The organism is Mongoliibacter ruber (genome assembly GCF_003003005.1).
GTDB classification, from domain to species: Bacteria; Bacteroidota; Bacteroidia; order Cytophagales; family Cyclobacteriaceae; genus Mongoliibacter; species Mongoliibacter ruber.
The window spans coordinates 26,889-42,220 of sequence record NZ_PVTR01000019.1 but is presented as its reverse complement, the minus strand read 5'-3'; the positions used below and the strand labels follow the sequence as shown (position 1 = coordinate 42,220).

Below are 15,332 nucleotides of genomic sequence, written 5' to 3'. Positions count from 1 at the left end.
CGCTACAATACCTTTAAAACTAACAGAAGAACAGCAAGAACTTACCTCAGCTATCATGAAGTTTTAGCTTGGGTGTCCCATCGCACAAAACAGGAGGGTTGTTGATATTGATGGATACTGATTGATATTAAGATATATGATTATCCGCAATCATGCCACTTAGCAACCAAACTATGGTTTTTTGGCAAACGGATACTAATAGAAAATATTACCCTTCCAACCATAGCATTGAAATGGATTATTTTATTCACTTTTTCAATTTTTCAACTAAAAACACACATGTAAATTCAAAATTCAACTCATGTTTTTTCAAAATTCAGTCCATGTAATTTCAAAGTTCAGATCTTGTTATTTCAAAGTTTATGTTGTAAACTTTCAAAATTCAGCTTAAATTTGAAATAAAAACATGTTGGTTTCTAGGGAAATAGTGTCTGCAATCAAGAAGATAGCACCTATGTATCCGATCATTGCTTTGACCGGACCAAGACAATCAGGAAAGACTACGTTAGTCAAAAATTTATTTCCGGAATACAGGTATGTCAGCTTAGAAAATCCTGACAACAGAAACTTCGCTGAATCGGACCCAAATGGATTTTTGAAAGAATTTCACTCACATGTAATTTTCGATGAAGTTCAGCGTGTTCCCGAATTGTTTTCATACATCCAAAATATCGTAGATGATAGAAGTGGGGAAATGGGTATTTATGTCCTTTCAGGTTCGCAGAATTTCCACTTGATGCACAGCATCACACAAAGCCTTGCCGGAAGAGTTGCAATATTCAAATTATTCCCCTTTGATTTCAAGGAATTGGGAAAAGCTGAATTATTGGGTGAGGGATATTTACAATCCCTTATCAAGGGGTTTTACCCTGCTATTTATGACAGGGAAATCCCATCAAGGATCTTTTATTCTAATTACATTGAGACATACATCAATAGGGACATTAGTGAACTTGTTGCAATCAGAGACCTGAGGATTTTCCAAAATTTCCTTTCCATTTGCGCTGCCAGGGCAGGGCAATTACTCAACCTGAATGCCTTGGCCAATGAATGCGGTATCAGTCAACCTACGGCAAAAGCATGGCTATCGGCATTGGAACAAAGCTTCATTACGTTTCAATTATACCCATACCATAAAAACTATAATAAAAGGATCGTCAAAACACCTAAGCTTTATTTCTATGACACAGGTTTATTATGTCACTTGCTCAAAATCAGCAAAACGGAAAGTTTACTGACAAATCCGATTAAGGGTGCATTGTTTGAAAACATGATGATTGCTGAATATGTCAAACAGATGCACCATCAAAACAATACTCAAGATCTATGGTTTTGGCGGGACGCTGCAGGAAATGAAATTGACCTTTTGGTCGACAAAGGCGACCAAATAGACATCATTGAATTCAAAGCGTCCCAAACAATCAAAACCCAAATGTTTGATGGGCTGGCCAAATTTGAAGAAATCTCCCAAATCAAAAACCTAAACAAATCACTGGTCTATGGAGGAAACACCTCTCAAAAGAGGAGTGCAGGAAACTTGGTTTCTTGGAGGGGGTTTGGAGTACCAAATGATACAAGTTTTTGAATTCATCTTTCTCATGGTTAAAAATTATCCATTCTTTAATTAAAGGGTGAGTTAAAGATTTTTCTCAATTCCAAAAGGATTTTATTAACTTTATAAGAAATAATAATCAGCTTAATACATTGAAAACATTTGAAAGAGCACATTTTAGATACTGATACATTCATTAACTTTTTCAAAAAAAATCCTGAAATAATACTTCAAGCGAATAGCCCTTCACTCAGACATAGAATTAATTACAAATAATCAGGCCCATTTTAAACATATCAAAGGCCTAAAAATTAACAATTAGAAATAAACCTTTTATGGGACGAAAATCAAACAATAAAGACCGGTCAGGAAATAAGAAAGGCGGAAAAATCACAGACGCTGCCCAACTGGCTAAAAAAGTCCTCAACTTTTTGGACAATAATTTCGGACACGAATTCAATTCAAAGCAAATCATAAAAAAACTTGAAATCAGAGACAACATTACCAAAGGTGGTGTAGAACCTGTCCTGCATAAGTTGGCAGCAGCTGGAAGTATCTCCAAAAGCCCCAGAAATTACTTTTCATCTATCAAAGAACCTGAATTTATAGAAGGTGAAGTGGATTACGTCAATCCAAGATTTGCCTATATCGTGCCGGATGCCAGGTTCAAACTTGAAGAAGACATCCAAGTCAAAGAAGGAGACATGAAGAATGCCCTCGATGGCGACAGGGTAAGAATAATGGTCAATCCTGCCAAAGGAAGAAGCGGTAGACTGGAAGGGAAAGTCCTTGAAATTCTTGAAAGAGACAGGGATGAATTTGTAGGCAGGGTGGAAATTTCTCCAAGATTTGCCTTCGTAGTACCTGATTTTAAGAAAATGCACCATGATATCTTTGTGCATAAGGGAGACCTTGGCGGTGCCGAACACAATCAGAAAGTAGTAGTCAAAATGACTGAATGGCGGGAAGATGATAAAAATCCAACCGGAAAAATCATCAGGGTATTGGGTAAAGCAGGTGAACACGAAGTAGAGATCCACTCCATTATGGCTGAGTTTGGGCTGCCTTTCGAATACCCACAAGAAGTGGAAGAAGAAGCCAATGCCATTCCGGATGAAATCAGCCAAGAGGAAATCAAAAACCGTAGAGACATGCGGGATGTGCCTACATTCACCATTGACCCGGCAGATGCCAAAGATTTTGATGATGCCATTTCTTACAGAAGATTGGAGAACGGGAATTTGGAAATCGGAGTACACATTGCTGATGTCACGCATTATGTAAAGCCCAAAACCAAACTTGAAAAAGAAGCATACAACCGAGCCACCTCTGTATACTTGGTAGACAGAACCATACCTATGCTTCCAGAGCGTTTGAGTAATGGATTATGTTCTTTGCGTCCAAATGAGGACAAAGTCACCTTTTCATGCGTATTCGAAATGGATGAAAACGCAGATGTACTCAACCACTGGATCGGACGTACAGTTACCCACTCTGATAAGAGGTTTGCCTATGAAGATGCCCAGGAAAACATCGACAAGCAAGAGGGTGACTACTACGAAGAATTGACACTGCTAAACAACTTGGCTAAAAAAATCAGGAAGCGCAGGTTTGAAAAAGGAGCTGTCAACTTTGAAACCGTAGAGGTCAAATTTAAGCTGGATGAAAAAGGCACACCACTCGGCCTGATGATCAAAGAGCGTAAAGATATCCACAAGATGATTGAGGAATTTATGCTTTTGGCCAACCGAACTGTTGCAGAATTTGTCTTCAATCAAAACAAAGGAGCGGATACTTTTGTATATAGGACTCATGATTATCCAGATTCAGAAAGGTTGGAAACATTTGCCAACTTTGCCAAAAAATTCGGCCATGATGTAGAGGTAGGAGAAGGCGTGCGGATTTCCAAAGCATTGAATAAGCTGATGGATGAAATCGTGGGGAAACCAGAGCAAAATGTGCTGGAGCAACTCGCCATCCGGAGTATGGCCAAAGCCAAGTATACCACAGAGCCAAAAGGGCATTTTGGGCTTGCATTTAAACACTATACTCATTTTACTTCCCCTATCAGGAGGTATCCTGATATGATGGTACACAGACTTCTTCAGCACTACTTGGACGGAGGCAAAACACCTGAGGCAGATACATGGGAAGAAAAATGTCTTCATTCTTCAGAAAGGGAAAAAAGAGCTGCAGATTCTGAAAGGGCTTCCATCAAATACAAACAAGTGGAATTTATGGCCTTGGCAGAAGACAAAGATTATGAAGGAATCGTCACCGGGGTGACAGAGTGGGGAGTATTTATTGAAATCACCGAAACCAAATGTGAAGGTATGGTCAGGGTGACAGAAATGAAGGATGATTATTACGAATTTGATGAAAAAAATATGCGTCTCATTGGGACGAGAAATAAAAAAATGATCACTTTGGGTGAGAAAGTGATGGTCCGTGTGATCGCCACGGATATAGACAGAAGAACCATAGACCTGGAATTTGCAAATAATGACTCAGACAGTAAGCGTAAATAATTTACTTGACAAACTAGAATCCCATATTCAGGGATTGACCTACGGAGAATCTCCCTCGGAATTATACGAACCGATTTCTTATATCATGAGTTTGGGTGGAAAAAGAATCCGCCCACTACTTACCCTGCTTTCCTACTCGCTGTACAAAAGTGATTTTGAAAATATACTTGCACCAGCTGCCGCAGTAGAAGTATTTCACAATTTCACTCTGATGCATGATGACATCATGGATGATGCTCCTTTGAGAAGAGGGCAGGCCACCGTGCACGAAAAGTGGAACCCAAATACCGCAATTCTTTCCGGAGATGTCATGTTGGTCAGGGCTTATGGCATGTTGGTGGATATTGATCCACTACTATTGCCCAAATGCATAAGGCTATTCAATCAAACTGCGGCAGAAGTATGTGAAGGACAGCAGCATGATATGAACTTCGAGGCTATCGATATAGTCCAAGAAGAAGCATACATCGACATGATACGGCTCAAGACAGCTGTTTTGCTTGGCTTTGCCTTGGAGCTTGGGGCTTTGTTGGCAGGGAAAAACGATCAGGAAGCAAAAAAACTTTATGACTTTGGGGTGAACATTGGAATTGGTTTTCAACTGAAAGATGACCTCTTGGATGTATATGCTGACAAAGCAAAATTCGGGAAACAAGTCGGAGGTGATATCATTGCCAACAAAAAGACCTTTTTGCTTATCAAAGCCAAAGAATTGGCTACTGGCAAAGTCAAAGATGATCTTGAAAAATGGATTGCCGCAAAAGACTTTGATAAAGAAGAAAAAGTAAGAGCTGTAACTGCCATTTATGATCAGCTCGGCATCAAATCCCTTACAGAACAAAAGATGCAGGAGTACTTTGACAAAGGATTTGCACAATTTGAATCTTTACATGCGCCCAATAAAGATGCTTTTAGGATTTTACAACAATTGACCAAAGACCTGATCAACAGGGAAAAGTAATCCTTATATATGGAATTATCCGCAACGGTGATCTTGATCATCATCACAGCACTGACATCTTATCAAGCGTGGAAAAAGCCCGCCTTAATGGAAAGGTGGATGTTTACACCCTATGCCATCAAACACCGAGGCCAATGGGACAGGTTTGTGCTCTCAGGCTTTATCCACAAAGACAGCATGCACTTGCTGTTCAATATGTTTACCTTCTATTTTTTCGGGAGGGTAATTGAGATGTACCTGACCTATAAGCTAGGCATGGGACTTGGAATATTGACTTATGTGGCATTCTATATTGCTGCAATTGTAATCGCTGACATTCCTACTTACCTGAAACACAGCGACAATAGTTATTACCGTGCACTAGGTGCTTCCGGTGGAGTTGCAGCAACTGTTTTTGCGAGCATAATTCTTATGCCACTCTCAGACATTTGTCTTTTTGGGCTGCTTTGCCTTCCAGGATTTGCTCTGGGAATACTATTCCTGATTTACTCGGTAGTAAAAGGTAAAAAAGGAGACGATGCCATCAACCATGACGCACACTTATATGGAGCCCTTTTTGGGATAATATTTATTTTGATTCTTTCTCCACAGAGCGCAATGGATTTTGTAGAACAAATAAAAAACTTCAGGTTATTTTAACCTGAAGTTTTTAATGGTTTTTGCTTGTAGATTTTTGGGGAATTATTTCCCCTTTTTGAGTTGTCTGATATTTTTATCAGTGACTGACTTCAAAAGTGGGATCCAATTTTCACCCTTGTCTTCAGCAAACACATCTGGACCTGGTATTCCTACCCGCATACCTACTACACTTTCAGCAGTACCGCCCTGCCCTTCTTCTTTAAAATATATATCCACTGCATTAATCACGTTGGTAAACTTGGAAAGCTTGTCTATGCAACTTCTGATTTCTGCCTGTACAGCTTCACTAATATCCAAATTGACAGATTGAACGTCGATTTTTATTCCCCTATAATTCTCTGTGTAGTTCATAAAATTTATTTTAGTTGAAAATACCTCTCCTTGGCGGAGTTTTTGTTCCATTATACGAGAGCCAATATAGCTCAGTTCAAAATTAAATGTTTAATCTTAAAAATAAATCCAATGGAAATTTTTAATAGAAATGATTTTATAAATCTATCCAAAAAAAAGGCCAATCCTTTTATAAGTATTTACAGTCCCACCTCAAGACAAAGTTCTGATGGTTATAAAAAAGACCAGATCCACTTCAAAAACCAACTGAAGGATGTCACTGTAAAATTGGAAAAAGAGTACAAGATGGAAGATACAGAGATCAACAATTTACTTGCTCCTGCTTCCACATTACTAGAAAACCACAAATTTTGGCAAACCAACTCTGATCTACTTGCTTGTTTTATTTCCGAAGACGGCATGGAAATGATAAAAGTTCCGATTGACTTAAAAGATGGCCAAAATTTCGTTGGAAGTAAGCCTATGCTTTTGCCAATGATACCTGAATTGTCTGATGACGGTCATTACTATATACTGTTGCTTAATTTGGATCAAATCAGGCTTTATGAAGCCACTAGAAACACTGTCCAGGAAATCATATTGGATCCTGAAGAGGTAGCTGTCTCCTTCACTACTGAAGAAGAGGAAGACGAAAACCAAAAACAATTACATGGTCAAGGTGGTGTAGGAAAAGCAGGGGCCATGTTTCATGGTCATGCAGGCGGTTCTGATGAAGAGAAAAAGGTCACGATTCTGAATTATTTCCACAGAATGACCAATATGCTTGAACCCAAGCTTTACAATAACCCATTGCCACTGGTATTGGCTGGTGTTGATTACCTGATACCAATTTTCAAAGAAGCATCAAAATACAATCATTTGCTTGACGGACATGTCAGTGGTGCATATGGCGAAAAAGACATGATGACCCTACATCAGAAATCATGGGAAGTAGTGGCTCCTTTTTTCGAAAAGGAAAGAACAAAAAGAAAAGAAACTTATGACCAAAAAGCAGCCGATGGTTTGGCTATCAGCAACGATAAGCTAAAAATCATAAAGGCTGCATTGACAGGTGGAATTGACACTCTACTAGTAAATGCAAACCACACCCACTTATTTGGTTCCTATGATCCAGAAAATCATCAAATTGAATTAACTGACAAACAAGAAAATGGAGGTCACTGTTTGATTGATGAGGCAGCAGCCAGAGTCGTGGAATTCAAAGGCAAGGTGTATATGGTTGAGGAGGAAAATATGCCAGAAGAAGCTCAAATAGCTGCCATTCTCAGGTATCCGATTTGATCTGATCAGCACCAAAAAAAACCGGAAGAAGCAAATTCATCTTCCGGTTTTTTTTATGCATAATGATTTTTATTTGGCATCTACATCCAATACCACATTCCGCTAAAGCATACCGAGAAACCCAACAAGAAACCCCATAGGATTTCAATTGGCTTGTGGGCATTCAAGTATAGCCTAGATGAGCCTATTGCACCTGTCAGCACCATAGTTCCTAAAAAGTAAGGCATCATTTGAGATTGTGGATTCTGAATCAAGACATACAATACAAATCCCAACAACCCTGATACCCCCATCATGTGTGCACTTATTTTTGCAAAAAAAGTAACAATGGTCAGGATAATGATACAAGCTGTAATCAGAAACAAAGCCATTACTATCAATGGATCCAGTTCCTGCTTGGTAGAAAACAGGTATGTAGCCAAAAGGAAGAAAGCACTGATCATGGCGAATGGCAGAAGCCTTTCATTTCTCTCCTTCATATGGAGAGAAGGGATATTTTTAGTTAGCTTCAGTGTAATAATACTCAGTGAAGGGATGATAAAAGTGGTCAGGAAAACCATAAACACCAGCAACAAATTTGTAGTGAAAGTGAATTGAGGTGGCTGTTCTGCTTTGAAAAGCAACAAGGCCACTACGAATGTTGGCATAAGTAGTGGCTGAAACAAGTAGGTAAATAACAATGCTAAAACTCTGTACACTTATAGCTCTTTTCTTAACCTGGCGACTGGAATCTGTAATTGCTCTCTGTACTTGGCTACTGTTCTTCGGGCGATGTTGTACCCTTTATCATTGAGCAGTTTCACAAGCTTATCATCAGAAAGAGGCTTTCTTTTGTCTTCATTGTCTACCATTTGATTCAATACAGATTTGACTTCCTTGTTACTCACATCTTCACCGGAATCAGTGGCTATTCCTTCTGAGAAAAAATACTTGAGCGGAAAAATCCCAAACTCAGTTTGAATAGATTTGCTATTGGCGACTCTTGATACAGTAGAGATGTCCATTTCAATTTTTTCGGCAATATCCTTTAATATCATGGGCTTGAGTTTGGTCTCATCCCCTTCTATAAAGAATTCAGTTTGATAATCTAGAATTGCCTGCATTGTTTTCAATAAAGTCTGTTGACGCTGCTTTATGGCATCAATAAACCATTTTGCAGCATCTAGTTTTTGTTTGACAAAAGTAACCGTATCCTTAAGTTTCTTGTCTTTTTTATCACTCTTATCATAGGCATCAAACATCTCGGAATAAGACCTACTTACTCTTAACTCAGGAGCATTCTTAGAGTTTAAAGATATGTCAACTTTTCCTTCGACATTGGTCAGTATAAAATCCGGAATGATATACTGCGTTTTAACCAACCCGTCAGATACGCCCCCCGGCTTTGGATTTAGCTTAATGATTAGGTTTACGGCTTCTTTGAGTGCCTCATCTTCAATCTCAAGCTTTTTCTGAATTTTGGTATAATGCTTTTTGGTAAACTCCTCGAAACAATCATTGACAATCTTGATGGCATTGATCACAGCAGGGTCTTCCGGGTGTTCTTTCCTTTCCAATTGGATCAAAAGACACTCTTGAAGGTTTCTAGCGGCAATTCCAGCTGGGTCAAATTCCTGGATCTTTCTCAGGATCTCTTCTAATTCGTCCAGGTCTGTTTCTATATTTTGCGAAAATGCAAGGTCATTGAGAATGGCCTCCAAATCCCTTCTGATATACCCATCATTTTCTATACTTCCGATAAGTTGCTTTCCTATGTTTTTTTGCCTCTCGTCCAGTTTCAAATAACCTAGTTGCGAAACCAATTGCTCGTGAAGAGATGATCCGCTGGAAATCGGTATCTCACGATCTTCTTCGTCAGGCGAGTAATTGCCGTCACCTTGCATTTTGTACCCACCGTAGTCATCATTGAGGTAATCGTCAATATTTAGATCTTTTTCATCAAAGGAGGCTTCCTCATCAAAGTTATCATCAAAATCATCATCTTCAGATTCCTTTTTCTCCTCATCTCTTCCTTCTTCAAGCGCAGGATTGATTTCCAATTCCTCTTCTATTCTTGTATCTAACTCAGCAGTAGGCACCTGCAACAGTTTGATGAACTGTATCTGTTGCGGAGATAGTTTTTGAGATAAGACCTGGCTTAAATTTAATTTCTGCATATATATATTCTGTTAGAAAAATCGACTTGGTTTCTGATTTACTCAGGATTAGCATTTAGGCTCCCAAGTCATCAAATTTAGGAAATTAGAACAATTTATTGATAAAAAGCTTATTATATCGTTTTTTTGCATTCCTTTAAAAAGACCCATGTCATGGGTTAGTTTAATATTTCATCAACATTATCAATTTGATATGGCTTTTAACAAAAGAGAAAAAATCAAGGATCTCTTGTCTGGAGATTTTCTGGACACGCAAGTGAGCATCATGGGTTGGGTAAGAACCAAAAGGAGCAATAAGAATGTCTCCTTCATCGCCATGAATGATGGCTCCACCATCAAGAATTTTCAGGTGGTCGCAGATCCCAATCAGATTGACGATGATGTCCTGAAAAAATGCACTACTGGTGCCTGCCTGAAAATTACTGGAAAAGTAGTTGCCTCTCAAGGAGCTGGGCAACAAGCTGAATTATTGGCAGCATCCATCGAAATACTCGGAGAAGCTGATCCTGAGAAGTATCCACTTCAGCCAAAAAAACACTCTCTGGAATTCCTGAGAGAAATCGCACATTTACGTGTGAGAACCAACACTTTTGGCGCAGTTTTCAGAGTGAGACATGCATTGGCTTATGCTGTCCACAAGTATTTCAATGACAAGGGCTTCTTTTATATCCATACTCCTATCATCACAGCTTCTGATGCAGAAGGTGCTGGAGAGACTTTCAAGGTGACCACCCTTGATTTGAAAAACCCACCTTTAGATGAGGCAGGGAAGATCGATTACAAACAAGATTTCTTCGAAAGGGAAACCAACCTAACCGTATCAGGTCAATTGGAAGGTGAGTTGGCAGCTATGGGCCTTGCTGATATTTACACCTTTGGGCCGACGTTTAGGGCCGAAAATTCAAATACCACAAGACACCTTGCTGAATTTTGGATGATAGAACCTGAAATGGCATTTTACGATGCGGAAGACAATCAGGATCTGGCGGAAGATTTTCTCAAGTATGTGATTTCTTATGCTTTGGAAAATTGTATGGATGACTTGGAATTTTTGGACAAAAGAGCCGAAGAAGAGGAAAGCACCAAAAAAGCTGATCAAAGATCTGAAATGGGGCTTATTGAAAGGTTGAAATTTGTAGTAGAAAACAAATTTGAAAGGTTGACCTACACAGAGGCCATTGACATTCTCCGTAACTCCAACCCTAACAAAAAGAAAAAATTCCAATACCTTATCGAAGGATGGGGAGCTGATTTACAGTCAGAACACGAAAGGTTCCTGGTTGAAAAGCACTTTAAAAAACCGGTTATTTTAACAGACTACCCTAAGGATATAAAAGCCTTTTACATGAGGCAAAACGAGGATGGCAAAACAGTAGCCGCTATGGATATCCTATTCCCAGGTATAGGCGAAATTGTCGGTGGTTCTCAAAGAGAAGAAAGGCTTGACAAACTGACCAAAAGGATGGAAGAAATGGATATCCCTGCTGAAGAAATGTGGTGGTATCTGGATACAAGAAGATTTGGCAGCACACCTCATGCTGGATTCGGTTTGGGATTTGAAAGAATGGTCCTATTTGTGACCGGTATGGGAAATATCAGAGATGTCATTGCCTTCCCAAGGACGCCTGGACATGCTGAATTTTAAGTAAAATTAATTTTAAATGAAAATGGCTGTCTTGATTTGAAGACAGCCATTTTTTTGTTTTTTAGCATCAAGATTTTTTTTCTCAGCTATTTCTGCAAATCGGGTTGCTCTACTTGCGCTACTGCAACTACCGCCTCAGTGTCTATAACTTTAATCCTCCTGATCAATGGAATACAAAGCAAACTGAAAACAATGGCTATATAACCGATGATTTCAAAATTTACCAATTCACCACTTGCATTTTCTGTCAATACCATGCCTGCAAAAAAAGATGCAACTCCCGCTCCTAATTGTTGAACAGCAGAGTTGAAACTTAAGAAGCTTCCCCTGTTCTCTGGTTTTGCGGTACCTGTAATCAAAGCCGCTGCGGGAACCATTCTTCCATTAGAGGTCACAAAAAACATAGTCGTAATCAATAAGACATAGGGAATTGGCGTAACACCTAGCTGTGTAATCACTCCAATGGGAATGATATTAAGCGACATAAACACTGTAAACACCTTAACTTTCCCATAGCGGTCAGTTAGCCTACCTACCCAAGGAGAAGTGAATATGGTAAAGAATCCTCCGGAAATATAAATAAAGGTCAGCTGCAGATCCGTGAAACCAACATTAGCTACCATATAAGGGCTCAGAAACGGGATAATAGTAAACTGCCCCAACATCATCATGATCGTCAGTGTGATGGCTCGCATTTGATTCGGATTGCCTGTCACCCTTTTGATCACCTGAAGCGGACTTGGTTTAAACCTTTGCTCTACCAAATGTGCCGTAATGTTTGGTATAAATTTATAAATCATCCAAAATATAACAAGAGACAATCCCGCAAGAAAGAAGAACGGTGCATGCCAATTTGAAATACTGGCGATAAACAAGCCAAAAGGCACCCCAAACACTGAAGCAACAGAGAAGGCTGCCATTACCAAACCCATAGCCCTACCCCTTCTTGCGTCTGGAATCACATCTCCAATTATCGCTAATACCAAAGCTGAGGTCAGCCCTCCAAAAACTCCTGAAACAATTCTGGAAATTAAAAGAATCGGATAATTTGGGGAAAGGGCACATGCCAATGTACCTAAGAGAAACCCCAAAAACACCCATAGCATGATCTTCTTCCTGTCATACTTATCCAATACAAATGCCCCTAAAAAACTGCTAAGTCCGGCACTAAATGTATAAGACGAAACCAAAAGCCCAAACTCTCTAGGGCTGATATCGAATATTCTCATCAATTGAGGTCCAAGAGGCATCAAAATCATAAAGTCCACTATGTGGGTAAAATTGATAGCTGCAAGTGTCCACAGTAGTAGTCTTTCTTGTTTCATAGGTTCAAAATCCTCATCTACAACTGAGGTCAATTTGATAAAGTTCTAAGGACTCAAATTTAATTCACCGATTGTTACAAAAAGCTTAGTCAATCTGCATTTCTAAAAAGCTACTGGGAATACTTTCTATGATATCAGTGGCTATCATTCCCCTTGCCTTTGTCTTAGAAGCTATCTCTCCCGCTAGACCATGGTGAAAGACACCGCATAGACTAGCGTTGAGAGGATCGTATCCCTGACCCAAAAAAGAAGTAATCATACCGGTTAAGACATCACCTGAACCCGCTGTAGCCATATGTTTATTGCCGGTAGAATTAAAATATTGCTTACCATCGGGGGTAGAAATACTCGTAAAAGCTCCTTTCAGCACCAAATACACTTTATGCTGCACAGCATATTCAGAGGCTTTATCCAACCTTTCAAAATGATGGGAGGATTTCCCTGTCAACCTTTCAAACTCTTTCAGATGAGGGGTCAAAATACTTCCTTTTGGAATTAAGTCCCATAATTCAGGATGCTTGGAAAGCACATTCAAGGCATCAGCATCAAGGACCATGGGTTTGCCAGTAGACTGGAATATATTACGAAGCAAATCTTGCGGAACTTCTCCCAAGCCAGGCCCAATTCCTAAAGCATCAAACTTATCAAGCTCATCTAGGATTTTCTCACCCTCCACCATTGCTTCGCAACAAGAAATATGGATTACATCTTTGGAAGCCCCTTCTGCCCACACATGCACAAGTCCACTCCCTGTCCGCATAGCTGAGCAAGTACTAAGAATTATGGCGCCTACTTTGCCACCTCTGCCGCCGATCAACAAGATCCTTCCAAAATCACCTTTATGACTAAAATTATCAAAACGCTTATGCATTTTTTGAATATCACTTGCTTGGACAAATGACTTATTACTTCCAAATTGATCCAAAAAGGAATCAGGAATTCCAATATCTGCGATATGTAGATCTCCTACATATTTGGAATGCTCAGGGATCAAAAGTGACAACTTGGGGAATTGAAAACTTACCGTCATATCCGCTAAAAATGCCACTCCCTCAACCAGACTATCAGAGGGAAGTCCTGAAGGAATATCAATGGATATTTTTTTTCCAGACAATTGATTCAATGTATTTACCACTTCCAGATATTCCCCTCCTAATGCCCGGTTGATACCAACCCCAAACAAAGCATCGATAATGATAGCGCTAGAGGCTAATTCAAAATCAATTTCAGGATATTGATAACGACTAATACCCTCCGGAAGCTTATCAAAATTCACCTGCCAATCAACACTACTGTTTTCTTTAGATGAAAACAATACAACACTGACAGCAAACCCTTTTTCAGACAATAAGCGGGCAATAGCTAAACCGTCTCCTCCATTGTTACCAGGCCCTGAAAAAATAAACACTTTTTCTTGAACACCACTAAAGCCTTTTAAAAACCAAGAAACAAAACTTTCAGCTGCCCTTTCCATCAATTCCCATGAACTGATCCCTACCTCTCGGGCATAACTCTTGTCCAATTCAGCGATTTTTTTACCGGGGAGTATACTAAGCATTTTTTAGAAATTTGTCTTTTTGAAAATCCTGTTTAGGAATCTTTACAAGTAATAAGAAACCCAATCCTACAATAAAAAACAAACCTAAGGCCAAAGATGAATTTCTCATATTACCAGTAATCTGCTCGATAAACCCATATGAGAATGTCCCTATTACAATGGCAATCTTTTCCGTAACATCAAAAAAACTAAAGTAGGAAGCATGATCAGTAGTCTCGACTGGAATCAATTTGGAATAAGTAGACCTTGAAAGGGATTGGATCCCTCCCATCACCATCCCAACTACAAAGGCCAGTGCATAGAATTGATATTCATTGATCACAAAATATGCCGATCCACATATTAAAACCCAAATGAAAACCATAATAACCAATGAATACTTATTCCCAAACTTTTTGGATACAAAAGCAAAGAGAAAACTACCAACTATTGCTACCAACTGGATAATCAGTATAGTAATGATCAATTTGTCTCCGGGGAGCCCAAGTTCCTTATCTCCAAAAGTGGCGGCCAAATACATCACTGTCTGTACACCCATGCTGTAAAATAGAAAAGCCGCGAGAAACCTGTTCATTACTGAATTTCCTTTCACCACATAGAAAACCTTTTTAATTTCTTGATAGCCCTTAAATAAAAGTGCTCGTTCAACTTTTTTATTGTACGGGTTATCGGGCAAATATTTGAAGGAAATTTGTGAAAAACCTGCCCACCAAACACCTGTAATTAAAAAAGACCACCTAGCTGCCTGCCCGCCATCACTTAGTCCAAATGTAGCTGGAAATTCAATCATCATAAGATTAAGCACCAACAAAATCACACTGCCAATGTAGCCTAAAGCGAAGCCCCTCGCACTTAGAAAATCAAATTCTTCTTCTTTGGCAATTTCGGGCAGAAAAGCATTATAGAAAACAATACTTCCGGCGTATCCAATACTGGCCAAAACAGCACATAAAATCCCATATTCAAGATTATCACCGTCAAAGAAGAATAAGCCAAGACAGGAAATAGAACCCAAGTAGGCGAAAAATTTCATGAAGGTTAATTTTTTACCTCCTGTATCAGCAATTCCTGACAGCAATGGAGATATGATGGCAATCACCAAAAATGAAAATGAGATGGAATAAGAGTACAAAACAGTATTGACTATTTCGTAACCAAAAAAAGAAACTATATCACCCCTATCTTCAGATTTGGTGACACTGTTGAAATAAACTGGAAAAATGGTTGAGGTAATGACTAAACTATAAACGGAATTTGCCCAATCATACATGGCCCAGGCACTTTGGACCTTTCTATTAGAGGCTATCGCTTTCCCCATATTGACCAAAATAAAAAA

The 15,332-nt window shown here is 39.2% G+C and carries 12 protein-coding genes; 6 read left to right on the top strand and 6 right to left on the bottom strand.

Features of this window, described 5'->3' with window-relative positions; genetic code table 11:
* Positions 1-406 precede the first annotated feature (406 nt).
* The 4 genes from CLW00_RS20185 (at position 407) to CLW00_RS20170 (ending at position 5,680) form a co-directional block, all read left to right on the top strand.
* Positions 407-1,585, top strand: coding sequence for an ATP-binding protein (locus CLW00_RS20185; protein ID WP_106135525.1), 1,179 nt, complete (start codon positions 407-409; stop codon positions 1,583-1,585).
* A gap of 302 nt (positions 1,586-1,887) precedes the next feature.
* Positions 1,888-4,080, top strand: a complete 2,193-nt coding sequence (rnr, locus tag CLW00_RS20180) for a ribonuclease R (RefSeq protein WP_106135524.1) — start codon at positions 1,888-1,890, stop codon at positions 4,078-4,080.
* A complete protein-coding gene (locus CLW00_RS20175; protein WP_106135523.1) occupies positions 4,055-5,041 on the top strand; it encodes a polyprenyl synthetase family protein in 987 nt (328 codons plus the stop codon). Before rnr ends, CLW00_RS20175 begins: the two co-directional genes overlap by 26 nt.
* 9 nt (positions 5,042-5,050) lie before the next feature.
* Positions 5,051-5,680, top strand: coding sequence for a rhomboid family intramembrane serine protease (locus CLW00_RS20170; protein ID WP_106135522.1), 630 nt, complete (start codon positions 5,051-5,053; stop codon positions 5,678-5,680).
* Positions 5,681-5,722: 42 nt separating this feature from the next.
* On the opposite strand, the gene CLW00_RS20165 is transcribed toward CLW00_RS20170, so the two are convergent.
* Positions 5,723-6,031 (bottom strand): HPF/RaiA family ribosome-associated protein, encoded by a 309-nt coding sequence (locus CLW00_RS20165; RefSeq protein WP_106135530.1) that lies wholly within the window; start codon positions 6,029-6,031, stop codon positions 5,723-5,725.
* 111 nt (positions 6,032-6,142) lie between these two features.
* Here CLW00_RS20165 and CLW00_RS20160 point away from each other — a divergent pair, with 111 nt between their 5' ends.
* Positions 6,143-7,312, top strand: coding sequence for a baeRF7 domain-containing protein (locus CLW00_RS20160; RefSeq protein WP_106135521.1), 1,170 nt, complete (start codon positions 6,143-6,145; stop codon positions 7,310-7,312).
* 80 nt (positions 7,313-7,392) lie between these two features.
* Here the strand turns inward: CLW00_RS20160 and CLW00_RS20155 are convergent, their stop codons facing one another.
* Positions 7,393-8,010 carry a phosphatase PAP2 family protein gene (locus tag CLW00_RS20155; RefSeq protein ID WP_245917420.1) on the bottom strand — a complete coding sequence of 206 codons (618 nt, stop codon included), beginning with the start codon at positions 8,008-8,010 and terminating at the stop codon, positions 7,393-7,395.
* Positions 8,011-9,468 carry an RNA polymerase factor sigma-54 gene (gene rpoN, locus CLW00_RS20150; RefSeq protein WP_106135520.1) on the bottom strand — a complete coding sequence of 486 codons (1,458 nt, stop codon included), beginning with the start codon at positions 9,466-9,468 and terminating at the stop codon, positions 8,011-8,013.
* Positions 9,469-9,661: 193 nt separating this feature from the next.
* Here rpoN and asnS point away from each other — a divergent pair, with 193 nt between their 5' ends.
* The gene (gene asnS / locus CLW00_RS20145; protein WP_106135519.1) at positions 9,662-11,113 is read left to right on the top strand and encodes an asparagine--tRNA ligase; all 1,452 of its coding nucleotides are present in this window, start codon (positions 9,662-9,664) and stop codon (positions 11,111-11,113) included.
* Positions 11,114-11,199: 86 nt separating this feature from the next.
* Here the strand turns inward: asnS and CLW00_RS20140 are convergent, their stop codons facing one another.
* The 3 genes from CLW00_RS20140 to CLW00_RS20130 all read right to left on the bottom strand — a co-directional run bounded on the left by CLW00_RS20140 (position 11,200) and on the right by CLW00_RS20130 (position 15,314).
* Entirely contained in the window at positions 11,200-12,438 is a 1,239-nt protein-coding gene (locus CLW00_RS20140; RefSeq protein ID WP_106135528.1) for an MFS transporter, read from the bottom strand.
* Positions 12,439-12,523: 85 nt separating this feature from the next.
* Positions 12,524-13,996 (bottom strand): NAD(P)H-hydrate dehydratase, encoded by a 1,473-nt coding sequence (locus CLW00_RS20135; RefSeq protein WP_106135518.1) that lies wholly within the window; start codon positions 13,994-13,996, stop codon positions 12,524-12,526.
* Positions 13,989-15,314: an MFS transporter gene (locus tag CLW00_RS20130; RefSeq protein WP_106135517.1), complete on the bottom strand. Its 1,326-nt coding sequence runs from the start codon at positions 15,312-15,314 to the stop codon at positions 13,989-13,991. Before CLW00_RS20130 ends, CLW00_RS20135 begins: the two co-directional genes overlap by 8 nt.
* Positions 15,315-15,332: the final 18 nt, after the last annotated feature.